The sequence below is a fragment of the Actinosynnema sp. NPDC037264 genome (genome assembly GCF_055603705.1).
Genome location: NZ_JBVJVK010000054.1, coordinates 18,534 through 41,976 on the forward strand (window position 1 = coordinate 18,534; position 23,443 = coordinate 41,976).

The window sequence follows — 23,443 nt, forward strand, 5'->3', positions numbered from 1 at the left end:
ACGCCGGGAGATGCGGCGCGATCCGCCGGGGAAACAGGATGGGGTTGCCGAAACCACCGATCCGAGTCGGAGGAATTTGCCGCGATGAGCCACGAGCACGTCGGTGCGACGACATTACGAGGCCTCCCGGCGACACCGCTCGACCCGGAAAACGGAGCGGGCGATCGGGCGCGGGAGTTCACCGCCGTGGGCGACGAGATGTCCCCCGTGACGCCGGCCGATTTGACGGGCGCCGACCTCGATGGGACGGCGGTGCCGACAGCTTCTGTCAACCTGCCGTTCACCCGGGTGTGGTGGCGCGGGGCGGCCGGAATCGACGCGGCGGATTCGGTGGCGCACGTCGCGGTCGGCCGCCACCCGGATCGCCGCGCCGAGGCAGCGGCCGCGCGTGTCGCCGCCGCTAATCGTCTGCGGCGTTCCGCATAAGGGCCCGCGCATGCGCATCCTTTTCACGAGCGTGGGTTTGTCCGGGCACTTCTTCACCCTCGTGCCGCTCGCCTGGGCGTGCCGGGCGGCGGGTCACGAGGTGCTGGTCGCGACCGCCGAGCACTTCGTGCCGGTGATCGTGCGCGCCGGTCTGCCGGCGGTGCCGTGCGGTCCGCCCGCGGACTTCGTGGCTTTGGGCGCCGCCGACGCGGTGTCCGACACCCACGCCCGGCGGCGGTCGGCCCACGGCCGGGTGTTCGCCCGGATCGCGGAGAGCGGCCTGGACGGCACGGCGGAGCTGGTGCGCTCCTGGCGGCCGGACGTCGTGGTGAGCGAGCGCGCCGAAGCCGCGGGCCCGGTCGCCGCCGCGGCCCACGGGGTGCCCCTGGTCGAACTGCGCTGGGGAGTGGCCGAGCTGACCGAGTACCGCGAGGCCGCGGCGGCGCGGCTCGGCCCGCTCCCCGAGCCCGACCTGGTGCTCGACCCGTGGCCGCCGAGCCTGCGGTTGGAGCACGCACGTGGGCACAGCAGCCTGCGCCACGTGTCGTACAACGGCGACGCGCGCGTGCCGGACTGGGCGCTGCGCCCGCGCTCGCGCCCCCGGGTCTGCCTGACCCTGGGCACCGTGGTGCCGCGCCTGGGTGCGGCGGGTGTGCCGGATTTGGTGGCCGGGACCCTGGAACGATTGGCGGGCCACGGTTTCGAGCTCGTCGTCGCGGTGGCCGACGACGTCGCCGCGACCTGGTCGTCCCTTCCGGACGCCGTCCTCCACGCGGGCCACATCCCCTTGGCCCAAGCCGCAGCCGCCTGCGACGCCGTCATCCACCACGGCGGCCAGGGCACGTCGCTGACCGCCCTGGAGGCGGGCTGTCCCCAACTGGTCCTACCGCAGTTCGACGACCAGTTGGACAACGCCGACGCGGTGGTCCGCGCGGGCGCGGGCATGAGCCTGTCCACCGACCTCACCCCCGCCGCGATCGCCGACACCTGCGCCGAACTCCTCGCGACCCGCGCCTACCGGACGGCGGCGGAGGCGGTGGCCGCGGAGATCGGCGGGCAACCCAGCCCGGCCCGCGTGGTGGCCGACCTGGCGGCGCTGGTCGCCGGCGCGCCCCGCCCGAGGCGGTCCGACTCCGGCTTCCTGATCGGCACCGGCCGGCATTCCGAGGCTTGATCAGTTCCGATCGGATGGTTGGTGGTCGCGCGGGTTGAATGATGTCCAGTCTGGTCAGGATCCCGCAGACGTGGACGCTGGGGGTTGCGGTCACCCGCTCAGGTCCGCGGTGGGGGCAGGTGTGGTGGGGTCAGGTGGGGTGGGGGTCAGACGGGGCGGGCGGAGCGGCAGCTGGTGGCTTGGCAGCCCCAGGTCGTGGTGGTTCCGACGGTCACGAGGGCGGCGTGGGCGAGGAAGCGGTCGCGTTTCGCGCGTTCGTCCAAGTTCGCGCAGTCGCACGGGGATTCGGGGTCGGTCGGTTCGTCGTGCGCCAAGCCCATGTAGCCCGGTGGGATGCCGAGGCCGTTGGCGATGTCGGTCAGGGTGTCGTAGGACTCGACCTTGGCGCCGGAGAGGATCCGGTCGACGTCGTGGTCCGGTTGGCCGGTCAGCGCGGCGATCCGGTCGCGCGGCACGCCGTGGTGCGTCAGGAGCCGGTAGACGGTGGTGATGTCGCGCAACGCCAACGCCTCCCGCATGTCGTGCTGCTCCCACACGTCGGGCAGGTCGGGGCGCGGGTGGACGGTGGGGCGCACCGCGCGTTCGGCCACGGCGGGGCCGGGTGCGGTGGCGGCGGTCCACCCGACCCACGCCCACTCCGGTTCGGCCGGCTTCGCCGCGGCTCGCGCGTCGGCGGCGGACAGGGCCACGCCGCGCACGGCGTTGCGGAAGCGGTACGGGACGGCCGCCGACGCGGGGATGCCGCACGTGGGACCGGCCAGGATCGCGGCGACCGACTCGCTCGGCGGGCCGCCTCGCCAGTACAGCTCCAGGACGTCGCCTACGACGACGCCGTCCAGCCAGGCGGCGCCGCGCCACAGCGGCAGCCGGCGGAGCACGCCGCTCATCAGGTCGGCGGGCACGTCGGGTGGTGGTTGGGCCTCGCGGGGGTCGAGGTGGTCGGTCAGGGCCAGGTCGACCGGCAGGCCGGTGGCGACGGCTCGACGCCAGCGCTCCCGCGTCACGCCGAGGAGGCGCACTTCGCCGTCCGGTGAACGCAGGTCGAGGTGGTTGCGCCGCGGGTGCGCGCGCAGGCCGGGCACGCCGCGGACCCGGTCGCCGGCGACGACCGGGAGGGCCTCGGTCAGGAGTTGGTCCAGCGCGGCGTCGTGGACCCGCAGGCCGAGCACCTTCGCGTCCGGCCGCACGCGGCTCACCAGGGCCGTCGGCCGCAGGGAGTCGCCACGCCGGCGCATGCCCGCCATCGCGCGGTTGGCCGCCGCCAGGAGCGACGCCTCGAACCGGCGTTGGCCCGGCAGGCAGGCGCTGGGCACGAGGGAGTCGGGCTGGGCGCCGCCGCGTTGCCTGCGCACCATGTTCGGTGTCTCGCCGGTGCACCAGTAGCGCTTGGCCAGGGAGCTTGTGGACACGAGGAACCTCCGCGGACGCCACCCGGTCGACGCCACGGGCTCGACCACGCGTGAACACGCGACTGCTCGAACACGCAGACGCGCGAACGCACTGGCGTCGAACCCCGGGGAAGAGGCGGACACGCGGGACACGTTCTCGTGGGAACGCGCTCTGGAGGCACCCACTCCATCCGGGTCAGGAGGAGCCTCGGTGGCAGCCGCACCTGCCAGGTCACAAAACTACAACAGCGGTGATGGCCGGTGGGGCTCGATCACTCGAAGGTGCGAACTCGTCGGGTTCGGGTTGTGGGGGCGTCGGGGTGGCGGGGTGTCGTCGTGTCGGGGTGTCGTGTGGGGGTGTCGTTGTGTGTCGGGTGTCAGAGCTTGCGGCCCACGGCGGCGAGGCCAGCGAAGCGCTCCGGGTGCTCGCCGACGTCTTCCGGCGAGGCAGGACGCCACAGCGGGAGGTGCACGACGCCCGGCTCGACCAGCTCGTAGCCCTCGAACAACGCCTCGACCTCGGGCTTGGAGCGCATGGTCATCGGAGTGGCGGTGCGCCGTCGGTACAGGTCGGTGTGGTCGTCGGCCTGGGTGTCCTGGCCGTCGTGCGTGGCGTGCGAGATGACCAGGTAGCTGCCCGGCGGCACGGCGTCCCGGTAGGCGGAGATGATCTTCGCCGGGTCGTCCTGGACGAAGTGCAGCACCGCGACCATCATCACCGCGATCGGCTGGTCGAAGTCGAGCGTGCGGGCGACCACCGGGTCGGCGAGCACCTCGTCCGGGTGGCGGAGGTCTTCCTGGACGACGGTGGTCCGCGGGTCGTCGCCGAGGATCGTGCGGCTGTAGGTCACGGCGATCGGGTCGTTGTCGACGTAGACCACGCGTGCGGTGGGGTCGGCGTCGCGGGCGACCTCGTGGACGTTGCCCACGGTCGGGATGCCGGAGCCGAGGTCGAGGAACTGGGTCACGCCCGTGCTCACGCAGAACTGGACGGCGCGGCGCAGGAACGCCCGGTTGGCCTGCATGATCAGCGGCAGCTCCGGCCACATCGAGATCGCCTGCTCGGCCATCTCGCGGTCGACGGCGAAGTTGTGCGCGCCGCCGAGGTAGTAGTCGTACACCCGGGCCGCGCTCGGCCTGGTCAGGTCGATGTCCGGTCGTTCACCCACGGATTGCTCCTTCCCCCGGCCGGCAGCTTAGGCGGCGGTGGGTGTGGGCGGTCGAGTGGTGTGGGTCGGGTGGTGGGCGTGCCTTCGAGACTAGGCCGATCGCGTGCTACCTGCGGATACCCCGTTCGCGGGCCCCGGATTGTCGGACCCCCTCGGTAGAATCGAACACGAGTTCGAGCGCGTGCGAGGGGAGCTTGTCGTGGAGCCGATCAGCGTCACCGCCCTGTCCTTCACCGAGTACGTCATGAGCGGTCAGCGTGGCCGGATCAGCATCGTGTCCGAGCAGCGGCGCATCTACCTGTCGTCCGAGCAGTGGGTGGCCGGGTTCTACAACCCGATGCGGGACGCCATGAGGCGGGCGGCCAACTCGCCCGACCCGGCCGCGGAGTTGGACAAGGCGGTCGAGGCGGCGCACCGACAGCCTCGGGCCGGGCAGCCTCGGGCGTACGAGGAGCTGCGGGAGGGGTTCCTGCCGTGGTTGCGGTCGACCAGGGCGACCGGTGTGCCCACGTCGGCGGCCAAGTGGCGGACGGGTGACCTGGCGTTGCGGGTCCGGCCGCACTTGGGGTTGCGGATGCCGGACGGGTCGCGAGCCGCGGTGTTGGTGTACGTCAAGGAGACGCCGATGACGCAGGAGGCGGCCAACATCGGGTTGCGGATCCTGCAGCAGGCGATGCCCGACACGTTGCCGGGCGCGACGCCGGAGGTCGTGCCGTTGGTGTTGGACGCGCGGCGGGGGCGGGCGTTCCGGATGTCCCGGCGGACGAACCTGGCCAAGTTGGACGCGTTGATCGCGGCGGAGGCGGCTGGGTACGTGGTGCATTGGAGGATGAGCGCTTAGCGGCTAGCGGCTAGCGGCTTGGGTGGGGTGGGGCCGGTTGGCTGGGTTGTGTGGGTTGGGTTTGGGCGGGGCGGTGGTGGTCTCGTTCGGCTCGATTTGACATGGGGCCCTTACGGGCACCCCAGGCAGGCCAAAGCCGGGCAGGCCTGGCGGGAAGAGCGTCCGCCAAGCCTGCCCGGCTTCGACCAGCCTATGGCACCCGAACCCATGTCAAATCGGGCCTAGGTGGGGTGGTTCCGGGTCCGTTGTGGGTGGGTGGGTCGGGTGGTCTCGGTGCGGGTGTGCGGGTTCGTTGTGGGGGCTAGGCGGGGAAGGTGGACTCGGTGGGTGCGCTGAGGGTCCGTGTGGTGCGGTGGGGGTTAGGCGGGGAAGGTGGCGGGGTTGTGGGTGAAGTGGCCGCCGATGACGGTGGCGGCGATCGCGATGTCGCCGATCTTGGAGATGTCGCTGGTCAGGGGGTTGGATTCGAGGATGGCGAAGTCGGCCAGCTTGCCCGGGGCGATGGTGCCGAGGGCGTTTTCCTGGCGGCACGCGTAAGCGGCGCCGATGGTGTAGGCGGAGAGCGCTTGGTGGACGGTGATGGCTTCGTCCGGGCCGATGGGGTTGCCTTCCCTGGACCTTCGTTCGGCCATGAACTGGATGGCGCGCAGTGGTTTGCCGTCGGCCACCGGGCGGTCCGAGCTGCCGGCCAGGGGGATTCCGTGGTCGAGGAAGGACTTGCCCCGGTACATCCAGGGTGAGCGTTCGGGGCCCATGATCTTGGCGTAGTCGTCGCCGTAGGCCCACAGGAAGGTCGGCTGGATCACCGGGATGACGTCCAGTTCGGCGATGCGGGCCAGTTGCTCGGGTCGGACCAGGCCGCAGTGCTCGATTCGGTGTCGGGCGTCCGGGCGGGGTGTGGTTTGCAGGGCTTCGGAGAGGGCGTCCAAGGCGAAGTCGACGGCGCGGTCGCCGATGGCGTGGACCGCCAGTTGCCAGCCGGCTTTGTGGCCGTCGATGATCGCGGCACGCATGAGGTCCGGGTCGTCCTGCAGTTGGCCCGATGTCGCCATGCCTTCGTACGGCCAGGTCAACGCGGCCGTGCGGGCCATCATGCCGCCGTCGGTCCACAGCTTGAGCGGGCCGATGGAGAGGCGGTCGTCGCCCAGGCCGGTTCGCAGGCCCAGGGGCACGGCGCGGCGGATGCCGTCGTCGGCGTGGGCGACCACTGGTTCCAGGCGGTCGGCGGAGATCATCAGTTGGATGCGGATGGGCAGGGTGGCGCGTTGGTAGGCCTCGACCTCCAACGGGCTGCTGCCGATCAGGCCGCCGCCCACGCCGGCTTCGGCGGCCAGGACCACGCCTTCCCGGAGGCACTGGTTCGCCCCGGACTCGACGTCGGCGGCGATGTCGTCCAACGAGTACGGGAGCCGTAGAGCGCGCACGGCGGTCTGGGCGGCTTCGGCGAGGAAGCCGGTCGGGTTGCCGGCCTCGTCACGTTGGGCGTCGCGCAAGGCCGAGGCGGGGAGCACGGCGAGCACGTCGCCGCTGACGACGCAGGCGTGGCCGGACAGGTCCTGCACGTAGACGCGCGGCCCGATCAGGTCCAGGTCGCGCGAGGTCAGCGGGCGGTCGAGGGCGCGGTGGTCGTAGCCCGCCGCCTCGACCCAGCCCGAGGCGCGCGGTGCGCCGCGCAGGACTTCCAAGACCTGGGCGACGGTCTTGCAGGAGGAGACGTCCGGGGTCCTCGCCGCACGTCCGGCCCACGCGAGGTGGTTGTGGGCGTCCACGAAACCCGGCAGCACGACCGCGCCGTCGAGGTCGACCACGCGGCGCGCGGGCAGGTCCGCGACGTCGTCGTCCAGGCCGACGACCCTCCCCGCCCAGACCCCGATCACCGACGCCACCGGCCGGGCCGGGTCCATGGTCACGACCTGCCCGCCAACCACCTTGAGGTCAAGGATCACCCGCAAAGGCTAGCCCACGAGCACTTAGGTTAGGGTTGGGTAACTTAGGCGAGCCTATCCAAGGAGGAGCTCCATGCGGGTCGTCATGTTCGGTTACCAGACCTGGGGTCACCGCACGCTCCAGGCACTGCTGGACTCCGAGCACGAGGTGGTGCTGGTCGTCACGCACCCCAAGAGCGACCACGCCTACGAGCGCATCTGGAGCGACTCGGTCGCGGACCTGGCCGCCGAGCACGGCGTCGAGACGATCATCCGCAACCGGCCGGACGACGACGAGCTGTTCCAGCGCCTCAAGGAGGTCGAGCCGGACGTCATCGTCGCCACGAACTGGCGCACGTGGATCCCGCCGCACATCTTCACCCTCCCCAAGCACGGCACGCTGAACGTGCACGACTCGCTGCTCCCCGCCTACGCGGGCTTCTCGCCGTTGATCTGGGCCCTGATCAACGGCGAGAAGGAGGTCGGCGTCACCGCGCACCTGATGGACGACACCCTGGACGCTGGCGACATCGTGCTCCAGCGCGCCGTCCCCGTCGGCCCGCGCGACACGACGGCGGACCTGTTCCACAAGACGCTGGAGCTGTTCGGGCCGATCACCGTGGACGGCCTGGCCGAGATCGCCAAGGGCCGCACGGACTTCACCAAGCAGGACCGGTCGAAGGCCAGCTTCTTCCACAAGCGCGCGGAGGAGGACCTGCGCATCGACTGGACGTGGGGCGCGGAGGAGCTGGACCGGCTGGTGCGGGCGCAGTGCGCGCCGTACCCGAGCGCGTTCGCGTTCCACAAGGGCAAGCGGCTGGAGATCGTGGAGGCCGAGGTGTCCAAGGAGCGCTACGGCGGCACGCCCGGTCGGATCTTCTACCGCGAGGGCGACGGTGTCGCGATCGTCGCGGGCGCGGAGGCCCGACGCGGCCGCAACCACGCCCTGCTGGTCAAGCGGGTGCGGACGGAGGACGGCGTCGAGCTGGGCGCGACGGAGTACTTCACGCACATGGGCGGGTACCTCACGAGTCGACCCTGAGCGAGGCCTGGCGCACGACGAACAGGAACGCCCAGGTGAGGACGATCAGGACGGCGTGGGCGATGAGGGGTCCCGGGGACTTCTCCACCAGGACCCAGCCGACCCACGTGTAGGTGACCAGGGCGCCGGCCGCCACCGCGTACCGGTGGGCGGCGCCCCAGGTCGTGCTCCGGCCCCACCAGGTCAAGGCGGTGGCGGCGAGGACCGTGAGGGCGACCTTGAGGCCGAAGCCGGTCCAGTCCTCGGGCACGGCGACGAAGATCGAGGACACCAGGAACGCGCCGATGCCGAGTGGTCCCGGGCGGGGCGCGCGTCGGTCGGTGGTGGCGCGCGGCCGGATCAGGAAGGCGATGGCGATCAGTGCCAGGACGGTGACGGCGGCGCCGAGGCGTTGAGCCGGCGTGGCCATGAAGTCCTCCTGGACGAGGAGGATCCGGAAGACGAGCGCGGAGCCGGTGACGAAGACGAGCGCGAGGACGATCAAGCCCTTCCGGCCGAGCCACGGAGTGCTGCGTCGTCGCCAGGCCAGTGACTCGACCAGGGCGATCGGCACGCCGATGCTCCAGACGGCGTGGCCGACGACGAACGAGTAGCCGTTCAGCGCGCTGATCCCCAGCGCCGGGATCGGGGTGACGGCCTGGAACTCGTACTCCTCGAACGCCGGGTTGAACAGCGACTGGTCCAGCAGTCCTGCTTCCAGCACACCGTAGGCCAAGCCGAGGACGAGGATGGTCGGCCAGCCCCGACCCGTGCGCCGGACGACCTCGCGGATCAGCAGCGCTCCCCCGCCGTACATCGGCGCGAGGACGATCAGCGCGCCGATCTCGGCCACCGGGAGGTTGCCCAGGACGTACTCGCCGATCAAGGGCGCGAGGAGGAACAGGATCAGGGCGGCGCGGAGGTTGCGGGACATGCCAGGCAACGCTAGGAGCGGCCCTGGCCCGGCACATCGGGCCTGAGATCGGTGTCCGGGCTCCGTCCTTAGGCTGAGCGCGGGCGGACGAGTCCTACTTCGTAGGCCAGGACGACGGCTTGGACGCGGTCGCGGAGGCCCAGCTTGCGCAGGATCGCGGACACGTGCGTCTTGATCGTGGCCTCGGTGAGGACGAGGTGCTCGGCGATCTCGGCGTTCGAGAGCGCCAGTGAGACCAGGCGGAGCACCTCGACCTCACGGCTGGTCAACGCGTCCAGCGCACGTGGGGACGGCGCCGGGAAGGTGTCCACGAAGCGGTCCAGCAGGCGGCGGGTCACGGACGGTGCGAGGAGGGCGTCGCCGCGTGCGATCACGCGGACGGCTTCGACCAGTTCCGCCGGCCGCACGTCCTTGAGCAGGAAGCCGCTCGCGCCGGCGCGCAAGGCCGCGTAGACGGAGTCGTCCACGTCGTAGGTGGTGAGGACCAGGACGCGGGCGGGACTGCCGGAGGTGACGATGCGGCGGGTCGCTTCCAGACCGTCCACGGTGGGCATCCGGACGTCCATCAGGACGACGTCCGGGTTCAGGGAGGCGGTGAGGTCCACCGCTTCGACGCCGTCCGCCGCCTCGCCGACGACGTCGAGGTCGTCGCGAGCCTCCAGGATCATGCGGAAACCGCCGCGCACCAACGCCTGGTCGTCGGCGATGAGGACGCGGATCACGCGGTCACCGCCAGCGGCAGGCGGGCGTGCACGCGGAAACCACCGTCGGGCAACGGGCCCGCGTCGACCGTGCCGCCGAGGAGCGCGGCGCGTTCGCGCATCCCGGTGATGCCGCGCCCGAACGCGGGCACGCCGCCCCGGCCGTCGTCGCGCACTTCCAGTTCGAGCACGCCGGAATCGTTGCGCACCAGCACTTCCGCGCGGCTCGCGCGGGCGTGGCGGAGGGTGTTCGTCAGGGCTTCCTGCACGATCCGGTAGGCCGACAGGTCCACACCGGCGGGCAGCGGCACGGGTTCCCGGGTCACCTCGACGTGCAGGCCGGCGGCGCGCAACGGCTCCACGAGGTCGGCCAGCCGGTCCAGGCCCGGGCGTTCCTCCGGCCGCACGGCGCCGAGGAGCTTGCGCAACTCCTCGAGCGTCGCCCGGCCCGTCGCGTCGATCGAGCGCAACGCCTCCCTGGCGCGGTCGGGGCGTCGGTCGAACACGTCGTCCGCCGCCGCGGCCTGCACCACGATCACCGAGACGCCGTGCGCGATGACGTCGTGCAGCTCGCGGGCGATCCGGGCCTGCTCCTCACCGACCGCGCGTTGCGCCGCTTGTGCCAGCGCGACCCGCCGACTGCGCACGGCTTCGCCCACCGCCGCGACGACCACGGCGACGGCCAGCACGAACTGCGTGTCCTCGGGGGTCGTGGTGCGGAAGTTCAGCGAGATCACGCCGAGCAGCAGGACCAAGGCGGGCAAGGAGAACTTCGGTGCGCGTGCGGCGGCCAGCGAGCCCATGGCGACGAGCGCGGCGAGCGGGAAGACCGTCATCGGCGCGACCAGCTGCACGACCAGGCCGCCGACCAGCGCGATGCCCATGACCGGCACGGGATTGCGACGTCGCCACCACAGCGCGACACCGGACACGACCGCGACCAGCGCGGCGGACACCGTGATCGCGGTGGTGGAGGTGGACGTCCCGACGACCATGAACGCGACGAGCACCGCGACCGAGGCCGGCACGAACACGTCGAACGACTGTCGAATGCGGCGCACGGTTCGGGATTATTCCGGACGATTTCGGCCCCGGTGTTCCGCTCGGCGCGATCATCGCTGATCATGGGGTGCATGAGCGGCAAGCGGTCGACAGCGGTTGTCAGCGGTGTCCTGGCGCTCCTCGTGATCATCGCCGGCTGCGGCAGCGACATCCTGACGCCGAACACCCCCACCACCGCCCCGGTGCCGACGGGTCCGGCTTCGCCCGGCGACGACCCGGCGGCGCAGTTGGCGGCGTTGACCTTGGCGCCCGAGGGGAAGATGACGGGTTACAGCCGCGACCGGTTCCCGCACTGGAGCGCCCAGGGCGACGGGTGCGACACGCGGGAGGTGGTGCTGCAGCGGCAGGGCGCGGACGTGCGGGTCGGCGACAGCTGCAAGATCACCTCGGGGACCTGGACCAGCGTCTACGACGGCAAGGTCGTGACCGACGCGGGCGAGCTCGACATCGACCACACGGTGGCGCTGGCCGAGGCGTGGCGTTCGGGTGCGGACAAGTGGACCGACGAGCAGCGGGAGAAGTTCGCCAACGACCTCGGCGGGTTGCAGCTGATCGCGGTGACGGCGGCCAGCAACCGGTCCAAGGGCGACCAGGACGCGGCCAAGTGGAAGCCCCCGGTGCAGACCTACTGGTGCACGTACGCGCGGGCCGTGGTGTCGGTGAAGACGCTGTACGCGCTTTCCGTGGACGAGGCGGAGCGCGACGCGTTGGGCGCGATGCTCAAGACCTGCTAATCGTGCGGTGACGCTTCGCAGGGGTCCCCGCCCAGGGGATCCCCGGTTTCGATCCTGCCACGAGGGACCGACAAGACGGCGGCGGCGAGGGCCGGTTGTGGACAACTCGCACGGGGTTCAAGGGCGCAGGGACTTGCGCGTGGTTCAGGGGCGCAGGGATTCGCGCGGGGTTCAGGGACGCAGGGAGTCGCGCGAGTTTCAGGGGCGCAGGGACTCGAGCTGGTCGACGATGTCGGTGTAGGCCTCGGCCCGGCGGACCCACGCGGCGAAGCCGGAGGTGGCCGAGGGGATCTCGCCCAGTGGTGAGATCGGGTCCGCGACGCCGTACTCGAGGCGGTAGGCGACCAGGGCGACGGCGGCCTCGACCCAGCGGGAGGGGTCGGGGGTGGTGATCTCGCCCAGGCCGACGCGGAACCACAGCGGCAGGCGGGTGTCGGCGGACAGGGCTCGGTTCAGGCGGCGGCGGGCGATGTCCAGGACCTCCTGGCGCGCCTTCTCCCCCGCCACGACGGCCTCCGCGCGCCACGGCTCCTCGGCGGCCAGCCGGTCGGCGGCCAGCCGGTGGGAGGCGGCACGCGCGCCCGCCTCCTGCGCGTTGACCCGCCACTCCAGGTTCTGCACCTCGTGCTGCAACGCGTCGCGCTCGAAGCGCGGCATGCGGCCGGTCGAGAGCTTGGCCAGCCCGGCGTCCCGCTGCTGCGCCAGCGACTCGTACTCGGCGACCTCGGCCTGCAGGTCGGCGCGCACGGAGTCGGCCAGCAGCTCCTGCTCGGCGTCCCACGCGGCCCGCAGCGCGTTCACCGTCTCGGCGATGCCCTCGGTCGAGTCGAGGTCCTCGTCCGGGCCCGAACCGGCGCCGGACAGCCTGCGCTCCAGCACGTGCAGGCGCGCGCTCACCCGACCGAGCTCGGCCGTCAGCGCCTGGGTGGTGGCGACGAGATCAGCGACGGTCGGCTCGACCTCGTCGAGCCGTTCCTTCTCAGTGGGCACGCGGACCAGCCAACCGCACCGCGCGGCCGCGTCCAGGGACAGAACCGGAAAACCACGCGTACGGGCCGACACAAACCCCCGGCCTGGTTAACGTTCGATCACACACCGTGACACCAGCTTGAACCCGCACCAAACGGTGTATGTCTGGTACATGTCGAGGTCGGTGCACGAGACGGAACGCAAGTACGAGGCCCCCGGTGGCGCCGCGCTGCCGGACCTGACCGACCTGCCCGGCGTGGCGGCCGTGGCGGGACCCGAGGAACAACGCCTGGAAGCGGTCTACTACGACACCGCGGACCTGAGGCTCGCCCGGGCCGGGTTGACGATGCGCCGGCGCACGGGCGGTGACGACGCGGGCTGGCACCTGAAGCTGCCGGCGGGCGTGGACACGCGCGAAGAGGTGCGGCTGCCGCCCGGCCGCGCGGCCAAGCACCCGCCCAAGCAGCTCGGCTCGTTGGTCCAGGTGCACGCGCGCGGCCACGAGCTGTCGCCCGTCGCGCGCATCCAGACCACCCGGCAGCGCTGGCAGCTCGTGGACGACAAGGGCCGCCTGCTCACCGAGGTGGTCGAGGACCTGGTCTCCGGGCAGTCCCTGGCCGACGGCTCGCCGGTCGACTCGTGGCGCGAGATCGAGGTCGAGCTGGGCGAACGCGGAGACGTCGCGCTCCTGGACCAGGTCGAGGCACGGCTGGCGGACGCGGGCATCACCCGGTCCACCTCGTCGGCCAAGCTGGGCCGCCTGCTGGCCGACCGGATCGCCACCACCACGCCGCCGACCACGTCGGGCAAGTCCGCCGGCGACGTGGTGCTGGCGTACCTGCGCGAGCAGGCCGACGCGTTGAAGCACCAGGACCCCAGGGTCCGCCGGGGCGAGGACGACGCCGTGCACCAGATGCGGGTGGCGACGCGCCGGATGCGCAGCGCGCTCCAGGCGTTCGGCACGATCGTGGAACGCGACGACACGCGTGAGCTGACCGACGAGCTGAAGTGGCTCGCGGGCGTGCTCGGCGAGGCCCGTGACCTGGAGGTGCTGCGGACCCGGTTCACCGATCACCTGGCCCGGCTCGACGACGGGTTGGTGCTCGGCCCGGTGCACGCCCAGCTCACCCGGCACTTCGCGCCGTTGGAGGCCGCCGCGCACGAGGCGGCCGTGGCGGCGTTGGACAGCGAGCGGTACTTCGCCCTGCTGGACGCGGTCGACGCGCTGGTCGCCGAACCGCCGTTCACGCCGGCGGCGCAGGCCAAGGCCGCGAAGGCGCTGCCCGAGCTGGTCGACAGGACCTACCGCAGGCTGGCGAAACGGGCCGAGGGCGCGCACGACGACGTCGCGCTGCACGAGGCGCGCAAGGCGGCCAAGCGGCTGCGGTACGCGGTGGAGGTGTCCGAACCGCGGATCGGCAAGCGGGCCAAGGAGTACCGCAAGAAGGTCAAGGCGGTGCAGGAGCTGCTCGGCGAGCACCAGGACGGCGTGCTGGCGCGGCCGGTGCTGCGCGAGCTCGGCGCGAAGGCGCAGCTCGACGGGGAGAACGGCTTCACGTTCGGCCTGCTGCACGGTCTGGAGACGGCCGCGGCGCAACGGGTGGAGGACCGGTTCCCCGCCGCGTGGCGTCGTCTCGGCAAGCCGAAGCTGCGGTAATTGGTCTGGACCTTGACAGCTCCTGGGCCGGCTGAAACGGTGGCGTGAGCCGCCGCTCGGTGATCCACGCCGGCCAGGAGGACGTCAGTGCTTCTCACAGAAGGCGCCGGACGGCGCGGGTTCGGTCGAGCGCTCGTCGCGCTGCTGTTCGTGGGCGCGGTGGGCGCGGCGGTTCCCGCCCAAGCAGCTCCGGAGACGCCGTTGCAGCACATCGTGCCCGCTCCCGTCAGTGTCACCCCGCGGCCGGGCGTGACGTTCACGCTCAGCGCGGACACCAGGATCTACACCCACCCGGGCTCGGCCGACGCGAAGGAGGTCGGCGAGTTCCTCGCGGGCGTCCTGCGCCCGTCGACCGGCTACCGCCTGCCCGTCGTGCCCGGCGCGTCCGGCCGGCACATCTCGCTGCTGCTCGTCGGCGCGGACGCCCGCGTCGGCGCGGAGGGCTACCAGCTCGACGTGACGAAGCGGGGCGTGCTGATCCGGGCGCGCACCGCGGCGGGCCTGTTCGCGGGCGTGCAGACGTTCCGGCAGCTGCTGCCCGCGAAGGTGGAGGCGAAGACCAGGCAGCCCGGGCCGTGGACCGCGCCCGGCGGCCGGGTGCTGGACCACCCGCGCTACGCCCACCGGGGCGCGATGCTCGACGTGGCCCGGCACTTCTTCTCCGTCGACGAGGTCAAGCGGTACATCGACCAGATCGCGCTCTACAAGGTCAACCGGCTGCACCTGCACCTGACCGACGACCAGGGCTGGCGGCTGGAGATCAAGAGCTGGCCCAACCTGACCGCGCACGGCGGCAGCACGGAGGTCGGCGGCGGTCCCGGCGGCTTCTACACCCAGGAGCAGTACCGGGACCTGGTGGCCTACGCCGCCGCACGGCACATCACGGTGATCCCGGAGATCGACCTGCCGGGCCACACCAACGCCGCGCTCTCGTCGTACCCGGAGCTGAACTGCGACGGCGTCGCGCCGCCGCTCTACACCGGCATCGAGGTCGGCTTCAGCTCCCTGTGCATCGACAAGGACATCACCTACCGGTTCGTGGACGACGTGCTGCGCGAAGTGGCCGCGTTGACGCCGGGCGAGTACCTCCACATCGGCGGCGACGAGGCCCACGCCACCACCGACCCGGACTTCGACCTGTTCATGGACAAGGTCCTGCCGCTGGTGGCCAAGCACGGCAAGACCGCGACCGGCTGGCACGAGTTCGTGAAGGCGGGCCCGCCCGCGTCGGCGGTGCCGCAGTTCTGGGGCACCAAGACGGTCGCGCCGGACATGGTCGAAGCCGCCGCGCGCGGCAGCGAGATCGTGCTGTCGCCCGCGACCAAGGCGTACCTGGACATGAAGTACGACGCGAACACCAAGCTCGGGTTGAGCTGGGCCGGGTACACCGACGTGCAGGACGCGTACGACTGGAACCCCGGCGCGTACCTCGAAGGCCTGCCGGCCGAGGCGGTGCGCGGCGTCGAGGCGCCGCTGTGGAGCGAGACCATCACGAACACGGCCGACCTGGAGTACCTGGCGTTCCCGCGCCTGCCCGCGATCGCGGAGCTGGGCTGGTCGCCGTGGTCGACGCACGACTGGGAGAAGTTCAAGGTCCGGCTGGCGGCGCAGGCCGACCGGTGGGACGTGATGGGCGTGAACTACTACCGGTCGCCGCAGGTTCCCTGGAGGTAGTGCCCCGGTCGGGGGAGGCGGCCCGGCGCCGCCTCCCTCACCACGGCTTCTCCACCAGGACGGTCTTGGTCTGCTGGTAGTGGTCGATCACGGCGCGGCTGCCGAGGTCGGACCGGAACGTGTTCAGCCACACGCGTCGCGCGTGGATCCGCCGTGCGACGCGATCGGCCACGGCGGTGTCGCGGGACCAGACGCCCGCGCCGACGCCGCGCGTGGTCTCGTTCGCCGCCTTCACCGCGTCGTCGAGGTCGTCGAACCTGGTCAGCGACACGAGCGGGCCGCCGACGTCGGCCTGGTCGAGGCACGTCCGGCCCTCCAGGACCGTCGGCGTGACGTAGTACCCGCCGGCCAGCTCGCCGGGGAGCTCCGCGCGCTCGCCACCGCGGATCAGCCGGGCGCCTTCGAGCTGGGCGGTCTCGACGCGCGCCAGGAACTCGTCCACCTGCTCACGGCTGGTCAGCGCGCCGATCGTGGTCGCGGTGTCCAGCGGGTGGCCCGGTCGGATCTGCGAGGTGCGCTCGGTGACGTCGGCGAGGAACCGGTCGTAGGCCGGGCTCTGCACCAGCGCCTGGTCGAGGGCGAAGGTGGTGACGCCCCGCAACGCCTTGTCGTAGAACGCGTCGCGGTGCGCGGCCACGTCGGCGAAGAAGACGTGCGGGTGCCTGCCGGTCTCCGACGGCCCGCGGGTGAGCCCGTTCACGACGTTGACCACACCGGGCGGCAGCAGGTCGGCGATCAGGCCCACGAGCACGTGGATCGACGCGGGGGTCTGCTCGGCGGGCTTGAGCACCACGGCGTTGCCGGCCGCCAGCGCGGGCGCGAGCCTCTCCGCCGCCATGAGCAGCGGCCGGTGCCACGGCACGACCTGGCCGACCACGCCGAGCGGCTCCGGGAAGTGGTAGGCCGTCAGGCCCTCGCCGGGCCGCGAGATGCCGCCCTCCTGGGCCCTGACCACGCCCGCGAAGTGGCGGAAGTGGTCCACCGCCGACGGCAGGTCGGCGGCCAGCACCTCGGCGATCGGCTTGCCGCCCTCCCAGGTCTCGGCCACCGCGAGGGCTTCGAGGTGGTCCTCGACCCGGTCGGCGATCTCGGTGAGCACGTTCGCCCGTTCGGCGGCCGACGTGCGGCCCCACCGGCGGGCGGCGCCGTGCGCGGCGTCCAACGCCCGGTCCACGTCCTCGGCCGTGCCCCGGGCCACCTCGGTGAACACCTCGCCGGTGACGGGGGTGCGGTCGGCGAAGTAGCCGCCCTCGGCCGGCGGCGCGTACTCGCCCCCGATGAAGTGGTCGTACCGGTCCCGGTACGACACCACGCTGCCCTGCGCACCCGGCGCCGCGTACCTCGCCATGTCCGCCCCTCCTCGCGTTGGTCGTGGGGCAGCAGCGTGGGACGCACGACGTTGCAACCGCGTTGCACCCGAACGGATCAGCGTTTCGCTTGCCGCGACCGGCGCGGGCGGGTCATCCTGGTCGGGGAGGCGCCCATGCAACCGGACCCGCGACGGCTCGCGCACGTGCACGAGGCGGTGCTGGGCGGTGGCCCGGCGCACGGCGCGCGCGAGCTGATCCTGGAGTCCTGGCGGCGGTCGCTGGCCGCGCGCGTCGACCCGGACCGGCACGAGCCGCCCGTGGTGCTCGACCGGGCCGAGGTGGTCGACCGGCGCGGCGCGCACCCGATCGCGGCGGCGATGCCGGTGCTGCGCGAGACCTTGCTGGGCTTCGCCGACGAGGCCGAGCACGTCATGATCATCACCGACGCGGACGGCAACATCCTGTGGTGCGAGGGCGCGAACGCCGTCCGCTTCCTGGCCGAACGGGTGCGGCTGACCGAGGGCGCGTGCTGGGCCGAGGACGCCATCGGCACGAACGCGATGGGCACGGCGCTGGCGGTGGGCAAGCCGGTGACCGTGCACTCCGCCGAGCACCTGGTGCGGACCTACCACGGGTGGACGTGCGCGGCGAGCCCGGTGCGCGACCCGGACACCGGCCGCACGATCGGCGTGGTGGACGTGAGCGGGCCGTTGAGCAGCACGCACCCGGCGCTGGTCGCGCTCGTGTCCGCCGCGGCCCGGTTGGCCGAGGGCCAGTTGCGGGTGCGGTCGGAGACCCGGGACGAGCGGCTGCGGTCGGTGAACATGCGGCACCTGATCGGCTTGCGCGGCGAGCCCGGCGCGTTGCTGAGCCCGAGCGGTCGGGTGCTGGCCGCCGAACCGCACGGCCTGCTCCAGACGCGGGTGGACGTCACCGGCGAGACCGTGCGGCTGGCCGATGGACGGGAAGCGCTCCTGGAGCCGTTGGACGAGGGGTATCTGCTCCGGGTGCCACGACGGGGCACGCGAAGACCCGTGCTGTCGCTGCGGTTCCTGGGTGATCCGAAGGGGTCGCTGGACGGTCGGGCGCTGCCGCTGTCGTTGCGGCACGCGGAGCTGCTGACGGCGCTCGCGCTGCACCCGCGCGGGCTGACGGCCGAGCGGTTGGCGCTGCACCTCTACGGCGAGCGCGGCAACCCGACCACCGTGCGCGCCGAACTGCACCGGCTGCGCGCCCAGCTCGGCGGAGTGCTGCTGACCAGGCCGTACCGGCTGTCGGCGGACGTGCGCGGCGACTTCCTGGCGGTGCGCGACGCGCTCCACGCCGGTGACGTGGGCACGGCCGCGGCGGCGTACCGGGGCGAACTGCTGCCCCGCTCGGAGGCGCCGGTGGTGTGCGAGGAGCGCGAAGACCTGGCGGCGGCGGTGCGGCGGGGCGTGCTGGAGCGCGGCGACGTCGAGGCGCTGTGGGCGTTCGGGCTGGTGGCGGAGGACTTGACCGTGCTGGAACGGCTGGTCCGCCTGCTGCCGCGCACGGACCCGCGCCGCGAGGTGGCGGCGACCAGGTTGCGGCGGGCGCTGGGGTGACCGCGACGCCGGACGCGGCGCGAACCGGCACTAGCCTGATCCACCATGGGGTACTTCCGGCCGGGGGACGTGGCGTTGCGCCGCGAGGTGTTGCACGGCAAGCCGTGGGTGGTGACCCCGACGAGGGTGGTGCGGGACGGGCCCGACCTGCTGGTCGTCTTCACCGCGCCGGGCACCGAGTTCGGCTTCTTCCCCCACCCGCGGACCCACCACTGGCAGGAGCTGGGCCGCACGCGCTGGAAGGGCATCGGCAAGCTCCAGCTGCACCGGCCCGGTGACGCCTACTCGGTCGACCTGTACTGGCAGGGCGAGGAGCGCCGGTTCGCGGGCTACTACCTGAACCTCCAGGCGCCGTTCCGCCGCACCGCCCTCGGCTTCGACACGCTCGACCACGCGCTGGACTTCTGGGTGCCGGTCGACGGCGACTGGCGCGAGCTGGACCGCGACGAGTTCGAGGAGATGGTCGCCGACGGCAAGTACGACGCCGAGGAGGCCGAGCGGATCGAGCGCACCGCCAAGGAGGTCGAGGCGATGCTGACCGACGGGGCCACGTGGTGGGACCCGGCGTGGGGCGCGTGGGAGCCGGACCCGGACTGGCCGGTGCCCGTGCTGCCCGCCGGCTGGCAGGACGACCCGCTGCCGTGAAGGTGGTCCCCCTCTCGCCGCAGACCCTCGTGGACGAGCTGGTCGGGCGGATCGACGCGCTGCCGCGCACGACGTGGGCCAGGGTGCTGGTCGACGGCGCCCCGCCGACCAAGCCCGGTGAACTGGCGGACGCCCTGGTGGAGCCGCTGCGCGCGCTGGGACGTCCGGTGCTGCGGGTGTCGGCGTGGGACTTCCTGCGGCCGGCGTCCGTGCGGCTGGAGTACGGGCACGAGGACCCCGACTCGTTCCGCGACTCGTGGCTGGACGTGGGCGGGCTGCTGCGCGAGGTGCTGGAGCCGCTCGACCCCGGCGGGTCGGGGCGGGTGCTGCCGGCGTTGTGGAACGCGGCGACGGACCGGGCGCACCGGGCCGACTACGTGACGCTCGGGGCGGGTGGCGTGCTGCTGCTCGACGGCACGGTGTTGCTGGACAAGTGGCTGCCCGCGGAGCTGGCCGTGCACCTGTGGCTGTCGCCGGGAGCGCTCGAACGGCAGTCGGCCGAGGAGTGGCGCTGGACGCTGCCCGCGTACGCCTCCTACGAGCCGCGGGCCGATGTGACGGTGCGCTACGACCACCCCGCGCGGCCCGCACTCGTGGGTACAGTGGACTGAGATCAAGGGGGAGGTGAGGGCATGGCCAGGCTGCAACTGCTGTTGGCGCTGTACCTCCCCGCCGTCTACGCCCTCACGCTGCTCAGCACGCCCACCGAGGTGCTCGCCGCCGTGACGGCCGTGGCCCTGGTCGTGCTGCTGCTCACCGCCACGCCGGTGGTGCAGGCCGCGCCCGCCTGGGTGCGGTCGCTGTCGATCCGCGAGAAGTCACTGCGCGCCGCGTTCCTGCGGCTGCGCGACCCCGACGCGGCGGGCCGTCCCCGTCCTCGAGCTCCGGGACTGGGCCTGCACTCCTGAGGCCCGCAGTTCCCCTTGCTCTGAGGACGGAGTCCCCCTTGTTCCACGCCCTGGGTTCAACCCTGGCCGCGTTCGCCACGCCCGCCCTGGCCATCGTCGCCTTCACCGTCGTCGTGCGGCTGCTCGTGCACCCGCTCAGCCGTGCCGCCGTGCGCGGCGAGAAAGCCCGCGCCGCGTTGGCGCCCGAGGTCCGCGAGCTGTCCAAGAAGTACGGCAAGGACCGGGTGAAGCTCCAGGAGAAGACCCTGGAGCTCTACCGGTCCAACGGCACGTCGATGCTGGCCGGCTGCCTGCCCGCGTTGGTGCAGGTGCCGTTCTTCATGGTGATGTACCGGCTGGTCACCACGCCGAACCCGCTGCTGGACGGCACGCTGCTCGGCGTGCCGCTGGGCACGCACTGGTTCGGCGTGTGGGCGCACACGCCGGTGTTCCTGGCGCTGTTCGCCCTGCTCACCGGGGTCGCGTTCGCCACCTCGCGGTGGCAGGCGGCGGTCGCCCTGAGGAACGGCGGGCCGCAGCCGCCGTTCGCCGGGCTGCTGCGGCTCCTGCCGTTCGGGACCGTGCTGATCGCCGCCGTGCTGCCGCTGGCGGCCGGGATCTACCTGGTGACGACGACTACCTGGACCCTGCTGGAGCGAGCGTTCCTGTACCGCGCAGTTCAGCTCCCGCCTCGTGCAGGTACTTCAGCACGTACCCGTACGACGTGAACAGGCCGCACTCGGCGTAGGACACCGACTGCCGGTGGCAGAAGTCGCGGACCAGGGCCTGCGCCTTGCGCAGGTTCGGTCGCGGCATGCTCGGGAACAGGTGGTGCTCGATCTGGTAGTTCAGGCCGCCGAGCAGGAAGTCGGTGAACCAGCCGCCGGTGACGTTGCGGGAGGTCAGCACCTGCTTGCGCAGGAAGTCGAGCTGGTGGCCGGCCTGCAGCACCGGCATGCCCTTGTGGTTGGGCGCGAACGAGATGCCCATGTAGACGCCGAACAGGCCCTGGTGCACCGCGATGAACGCGATCGCCTTCAGCGGGGACATGAGCAGGAACACCGAGGTCAGGTAGACCGCGACGTGCACGGTCAGCAGCGCGACCTCCAGCCGCCAGCTCTTGACGTCGCGGCGCACCGCGGCGGCGGTGCTGATGACGTGCAGGCTGAAGCCTTCGAGCAGCAGCAGCGGGAAGAAGAGGTACGCCTGGCGCTTGACGACCCAGCGGAAGAAGCCGCGCTTGCGCTCGGCCTGCTCGGCGCTGAACGCGAGGACGGCGATGTCGACGTCCGGGTCCTCGTCCTCGTGGTTGGGGTTGGCGTGGTGGCGGGTGTGCTTGCCCATCCACCAGCCGTAGCCGACGCCGATCAGCAGGTTGCCGAGCAGCAGGCCCATGGTCTGGTTCGCCTTGTGCTCCGCGAACACCTGCCGGTGGCCGGCGTCGTGCCCGAGGAACGCGATCTGGGTGAAGACGACGGCGAGCACGGCGGCCGGCACGAGCTGCCACCAAGAGTCGCCGATCAGCACCATCGCCACCCCGGTCAGGCCGAAGGCGGCCAGCACTGCGACCAGGAACGTGATGTAGAAACCGATGCGCCGGTCGAGCAGACCTTGCTGCTTGACCAACCTGGACAATTCAGCGAAGTCGCTGCCGCGGGCTTGGGTGCTCACTCCCGGAGGGTACGGCGCGCGGGCGCCGGGCTTCAGCCCAGCCTGAGTTGCAACTGGGCGAACAACCGGATCAGCGGGTCGTCGAGATCGAATCCGCCGACCTCCGCCGCACGTCGGAGGCGGTATCGGAGCGTGTTGGGGTGAACGTGCAGTTGCGCGGCTGCGCGTTTCACGTCACCGAATTCGTCCAGGTAGACCAAAAGTGAACGGGCCAGTTCCCCATCGAGCTTCGCGAGTCGCGGATCCCGGATGCGCGGGTGCTCGGCCAAAAGCGCGAGGGTTTCACTGATCAACACCCGGGACCGGACGTCCTCCAGCGTCGCCACGTCGGCGTCGAGGTCGCGCGACATCGCGTCGAGCACGCGGTCGGCCTCGTCGCGGGAGAGCATCACCTCGTCCACCGTCGGCACGGTGGAGCCGATCGCGCCCTGCACCCGCAGGCCCATGTGCTTGCGCGCGGCGGCCACGATCTCCTTGGTCAACGTCAGCAGCGGCGCCTTCGGCGGCAGGTCGGTGAGCAGGGCGTACGTGCGACCGCTCTGCTGGCTCACGAGCGCGCTGCGCCGGTACGCGGCGGCGTGCACGGAGATCAGGCTGGTCATCTCGGCCCGGCGCAGCTCGTGCTGCGTGCGGTCGGTGTGCTCCTGCCCGCGCAGCGCGAAGACGACGACGGCGGCGGGCTTGTCCGGGTCCGCGCCGATCTGCTCGGCGATCGCCTCGGCGTCCATCCGGCCGTCGAGCAGGGACGCGAGCAGGTTCTCCCGGAACGCGGCGGCGGGCTCGCGCTGCTGGACCAGGTGCAGGGCGGTGACGCGGGCCGCGCCGAGGAGGGCGCGCTCGGCCTGCTCGGCCAGCGGCGTGTCGCCCTCCTGCACCCAGATCGTGCCGAGCGGCTGCGTGCCCGCGTGGATGCCGACGGCGAGGCGGCGGCGGATGCCCAGCTCGGGGCGTTCGTCGATGCGCACGACCTCCTCGCCGGAGCGCAGGCGCTGGTAGACGCCCCACTCGCGAAGCATCTTCAGGTACGGCTCCGGCCCTTGGCGGCCGAGGATCGACAGCCGGCGCAGCTCGTCCACCTCGTCGGTGGAACGGGAGTAGGCCAGCACGCGGCTGGCGGTGTCCTCGATGCTGACGATGCCGCCGGTCAGCGAGGCGATGGTCTGGGCGAGGCCGAACAGGTCGCCGAGCACCTCGCCCGCGCCCGCGTCGGCCGTCACGCGGGCGTTGCGCACGACACCGCGGGCGAGCGCTTCGAGGTGTTCCCAGCGGACCTCGGGCCGCACGGCCAGCAGCGCCACGCCCGCGTCCGCCGCCGCCTGCCGCAGCGCGGTCGACGGCGCGTCGACCTTGACCGCGACGGCCACCGCTCCCCCGGCCCCGGCCGCCCTGACCAGCGGTGACGCCGCCCGCCCGCGGGCGCCGATGATCAGCGCGAGGTCGCCGGGCCGCACGTCGGGCGTGTCGTCCGGGTCGAGGATGACCACGTCGAGGACGTCGGCCTCCAGCCCGTGCGGCGCGACCCGCACCTCGACCAGCGGGTCGCCGAGCGCGATCAGGACCTGCCGCAGGCTCATCTTTGTCCAGTTCCACAACGAGGGGTGGCCAAGCCTAGACGCGCGGACAACGGGACGCATGGTTGGAAGTCCTACCGTTGGGTCAACCCCAACCC

General features: G+C 72.2%; 22 protein-coding genes. 12 read left to right on the forward strand and 10 right to left on the reverse strand.

What is annotated here, in order from left to right; genetic code table 11:
- Positions 1-84 precede the first annotated feature (84 nt).
- A complete protein-coding gene (locus tag ACZ7GX_RS36200; protein WP_498783607.1) occupies positions 85-426 on the forward strand; it encodes a thioredoxin domain-containing protein in 342 nt (113 codons plus the stop codon).
- A 10-nt stretch (positions 427-436) separates the two neighbouring features.
- Entirely contained in the window at positions 437-1,600 is a 1,164-nt protein-coding gene (locus ACZ7GX_RS36205) for a nucleotide disphospho-sugar-binding domain-containing protein (protein ID WP_498783609.1), read from the forward strand.
- Positions 1,601-1,746: 146 nt separating this feature from the next.
- Here ACZ7GX_RS36205 and ACZ7GX_RS36210 read toward each other — a convergent pair whose 3' ends face one another.
- Together ACZ7GX_RS36210 and ACZ7GX_RS36215 are read right to left on the reverse strand one after the other, a co-directional pair.
- Entirely contained in the window at positions 1,747-3,009 is a 1,263-nt protein-coding gene (locus ACZ7GX_RS36210) for a hypothetical protein (protein WP_498783612.1), read from the reverse strand.
- A 356-nt stretch (positions 3,010-3,365) separates the two neighbouring features.
- The gene (locus ACZ7GX_RS36215; RefSeq protein ID WP_498783614.1) at positions 3,366-4,157 is read right to left on the reverse strand and encodes an SAM-dependent methyltransferase; all 792 of its coding nucleotides are present in this window, start codon (positions 4,155-4,157) and stop codon (positions 3,366-3,368) included.
- A 199-nt stretch (positions 4,158-4,356) separates the two neighbouring features.
- On the opposite strand from ACZ7GX_RS36215, the gene ACZ7GX_RS36220 reads away from it, so the two are divergent.
- The gene (locus ACZ7GX_RS36220) at positions 4,357-4,998 is read left to right on the forward strand and encodes a hypothetical protein (protein ID WP_498783616.1); all 642 of its coding nucleotides are present in this window, start codon (positions 4,357-4,359) and stop codon (positions 4,996-4,998) included.
- 359 nt (positions 4,999-5,357) lie between these two features.
- On the opposite strand, the gene ACZ7GX_RS36225 is transcribed toward ACZ7GX_RS36220, so the two are convergent.
- Positions 5,358-6,944 (reverse strand): amidohydrolase, encoded by a 1,587-nt coding sequence (locus ACZ7GX_RS36225; RefSeq protein ID WP_498783619.1) that lies wholly within the window; start codon positions 6,942-6,944, stop codon positions 5,358-5,360.
- A 73-nt stretch (positions 6,945-7,017) separates the two neighbouring features.
- On the opposite strand from ACZ7GX_RS36225, the gene ACZ7GX_RS36230 reads away from it, so the two are divergent.
- On the forward strand, positions 7,018-7,965 hold the full coding sequence (locus ACZ7GX_RS36230; protein ID WP_498783621.1) for a methionyl-tRNA formyltransferase: 948 nt from the start codon (positions 7,018-7,020) through the stop codon (positions 7,963-7,965).
- Here the strand turns inward: ACZ7GX_RS36230 and ACZ7GX_RS36235 are convergent.
- The 3 genes from ACZ7GX_RS36235 to ACZ7GX_RS36245 form a co-directional block, all read right to left on the reverse strand.
- Positions 7,949-8,878, reverse strand: a complete 930-nt coding sequence (locus tag ACZ7GX_RS36235; protein ID WP_498783623.1) for an AF_0692 family protein — start codon at positions 8,876-8,878, stop codon at positions 7,949-7,951. The two genes, ACZ7GX_RS36230 and ACZ7GX_RS36235, sit on opposite strands and share 17 nt — an antisense overlap.
- A gap of 68 nt (positions 8,879-8,946) precedes the next feature.
- Positions 8,947-9,600 carry a response regulator gene (locus tag ACZ7GX_RS36240; RefSeq protein ID WP_498783625.1) on the reverse strand — a complete coding sequence of 218 codons (654 nt, stop codon included), beginning with the start codon at positions 9,598-9,600 and terminating at the stop codon, positions 8,947-8,949.
- Positions 9,597-10,640: a sensor histidine kinase gene (locus ACZ7GX_RS36245; protein ID WP_498783627.1), complete on the reverse strand. Its 1,044-nt coding sequence runs from the start codon at positions 10,638-10,640 to the stop codon at positions 9,597-9,599. Before ACZ7GX_RS36245 ends, ACZ7GX_RS36240 begins: the two co-directional genes overlap by 4 nt.
- A gap of 72 nt (positions 10,641-10,712) precedes the next feature.
- Here ACZ7GX_RS36245 and ACZ7GX_RS36250 point away from each other — a divergent pair, with 72 nt between their 5' ends.
- A complete protein-coding gene (locus tag ACZ7GX_RS36250) occupies positions 10,713-11,375 on the forward strand; it encodes an HNH endonuclease family protein (protein WP_498783629.1) in 663 nt (220 codons plus the stop codon).
- A 198-nt stretch (positions 11,376-11,573) separates the two neighbouring features.
- Here the strand turns inward: ACZ7GX_RS36250 and ACZ7GX_RS36255 are convergent, their stop codons facing one another.
- Positions 11,574-12,365 (reverse strand): hypothetical protein, encoded by a 792-nt coding sequence (locus ACZ7GX_RS36255; protein ID WP_498783631.1) that lies wholly within the window; start codon positions 12,363-12,365, stop codon positions 11,574-11,576.
- A 151-nt stretch (positions 12,366-12,516) separates the two neighbouring features.
- Between ACZ7GX_RS36255 and ACZ7GX_RS36260 the strand changes: the two genes are divergently transcribed.
- On the forward strand, positions 12,517-14,001 hold the full coding sequence (locus ACZ7GX_RS36260) for a CYTH and CHAD domain-containing protein (RefSeq protein ID WP_498783633.1): 1,485 nt from the start codon (positions 12,517-12,519) through the stop codon (positions 13,999-14,001).
- 87 nt (positions 14,002-14,088) lie between these two features.
- The gene (locus ACZ7GX_RS36265) at positions 14,089-15,675 is read left to right on the forward strand and encodes a beta-N-acetylhexosaminidase (RefSeq protein WP_498783635.1); all 1,587 of its coding nucleotides are present in this window, start codon (positions 14,089-14,091) and stop codon (positions 15,673-15,675) included.
- 37 nt (positions 15,676-15,712) lie between these two features.
- On the opposite strand, the gene ACZ7GX_RS36270 is transcribed toward ACZ7GX_RS36265, so the two are convergent.
- Complete coding sequence (locus tag ACZ7GX_RS36270) at positions 15,713-17,023, reverse strand: aldehyde dehydrogenase family protein (protein ID WP_498783637.1); 1,311 nt, start codon at positions 17,021-17,023, stop codon at positions 15,713-15,715.
- A gap of 135 nt (positions 17,024-17,158) precedes the next feature.
- On the opposite strand from ACZ7GX_RS36270, the gene ACZ7GX_RS36275 reads away from it, so the two are divergent.
- Genes ACZ7GX_RS36275 through ACZ7GX_RS36295 form a run of 5 tightly spaced genes read left to right on the forward strand, consistent with a single transcriptional unit; the run spans position 17,159 to position 20,831 of the window.
- The gene (locus tag ACZ7GX_RS36275; protein WP_498783639.1) at positions 17,159-18,571 is read left to right on the forward strand and encodes a GAF domain-containing protein; all 1,413 of its coding nucleotides are present in this window, start codon (positions 17,159-17,161) and stop codon (positions 18,569-18,571) included.
- 45 nt (positions 18,572-18,616) lie between these two features.
- Positions 18,617-19,216, forward strand: coding sequence for a DUF402 domain-containing protein (locus tag ACZ7GX_RS36280; protein WP_498783641.1), 600 nt, complete (start codon positions 18,617-18,619; stop codon positions 19,214-19,216).
- Positions 19,213-19,827 (forward strand): nucleoside/nucleotide kinase family protein, encoded by a 615-nt coding sequence (locus ACZ7GX_RS36285; protein WP_498783642.1) that lies wholly within the window; start codon positions 19,213-19,215, stop codon positions 19,825-19,827. Before ACZ7GX_RS36280 ends, ACZ7GX_RS36285 begins: the two co-directional genes overlap by 4 nt.
- A gap of 21 nt (positions 19,828-19,848) precedes the next feature.
- The gene (locus ACZ7GX_RS36290) at positions 19,849-20,124 is read left to right on the forward strand and encodes a DUF6412 domain-containing protein (protein WP_498783644.1); all 276 of its coding nucleotides are present in this window, start codon (positions 19,849-19,851) and stop codon (positions 20,122-20,124) included.
- Between the two features lie 38 nt (positions 20,125-20,162).
- Complete coding sequence (locus tag ACZ7GX_RS36295; protein ID WP_498783646.1) at positions 20,163-20,831, forward strand: YidC/Oxa1 family membrane protein insertase; 669 nt, start codon at positions 20,163-20,165, stop codon at positions 20,829-20,831.
- Here the strand turns inward: ACZ7GX_RS36295 and ACZ7GX_RS36300 are convergent.
- Positions 20,740-21,774, reverse strand: coding sequence for a fatty acid desaturase family protein (locus ACZ7GX_RS36300; RefSeq protein ID WP_498783648.1), 1,035 nt, complete (start codon positions 21,772-21,774; stop codon positions 20,740-20,742). The two genes, ACZ7GX_RS36295 and ACZ7GX_RS36300, sit on opposite strands and share 92 nt — an antisense overlap.
- A gap of 32 nt (positions 21,775-21,806) precedes the next feature.
- Positions 21,807-23,348, reverse strand: coding sequence for a PucR family transcriptional regulator (locus ACZ7GX_RS36305; protein ID WP_498783650.1), 1,542 nt, complete (start codon positions 23,346-23,348; stop codon positions 21,807-21,809).
- Positions 23,349-23,443 lie beyond the last annotated feature (95 nt).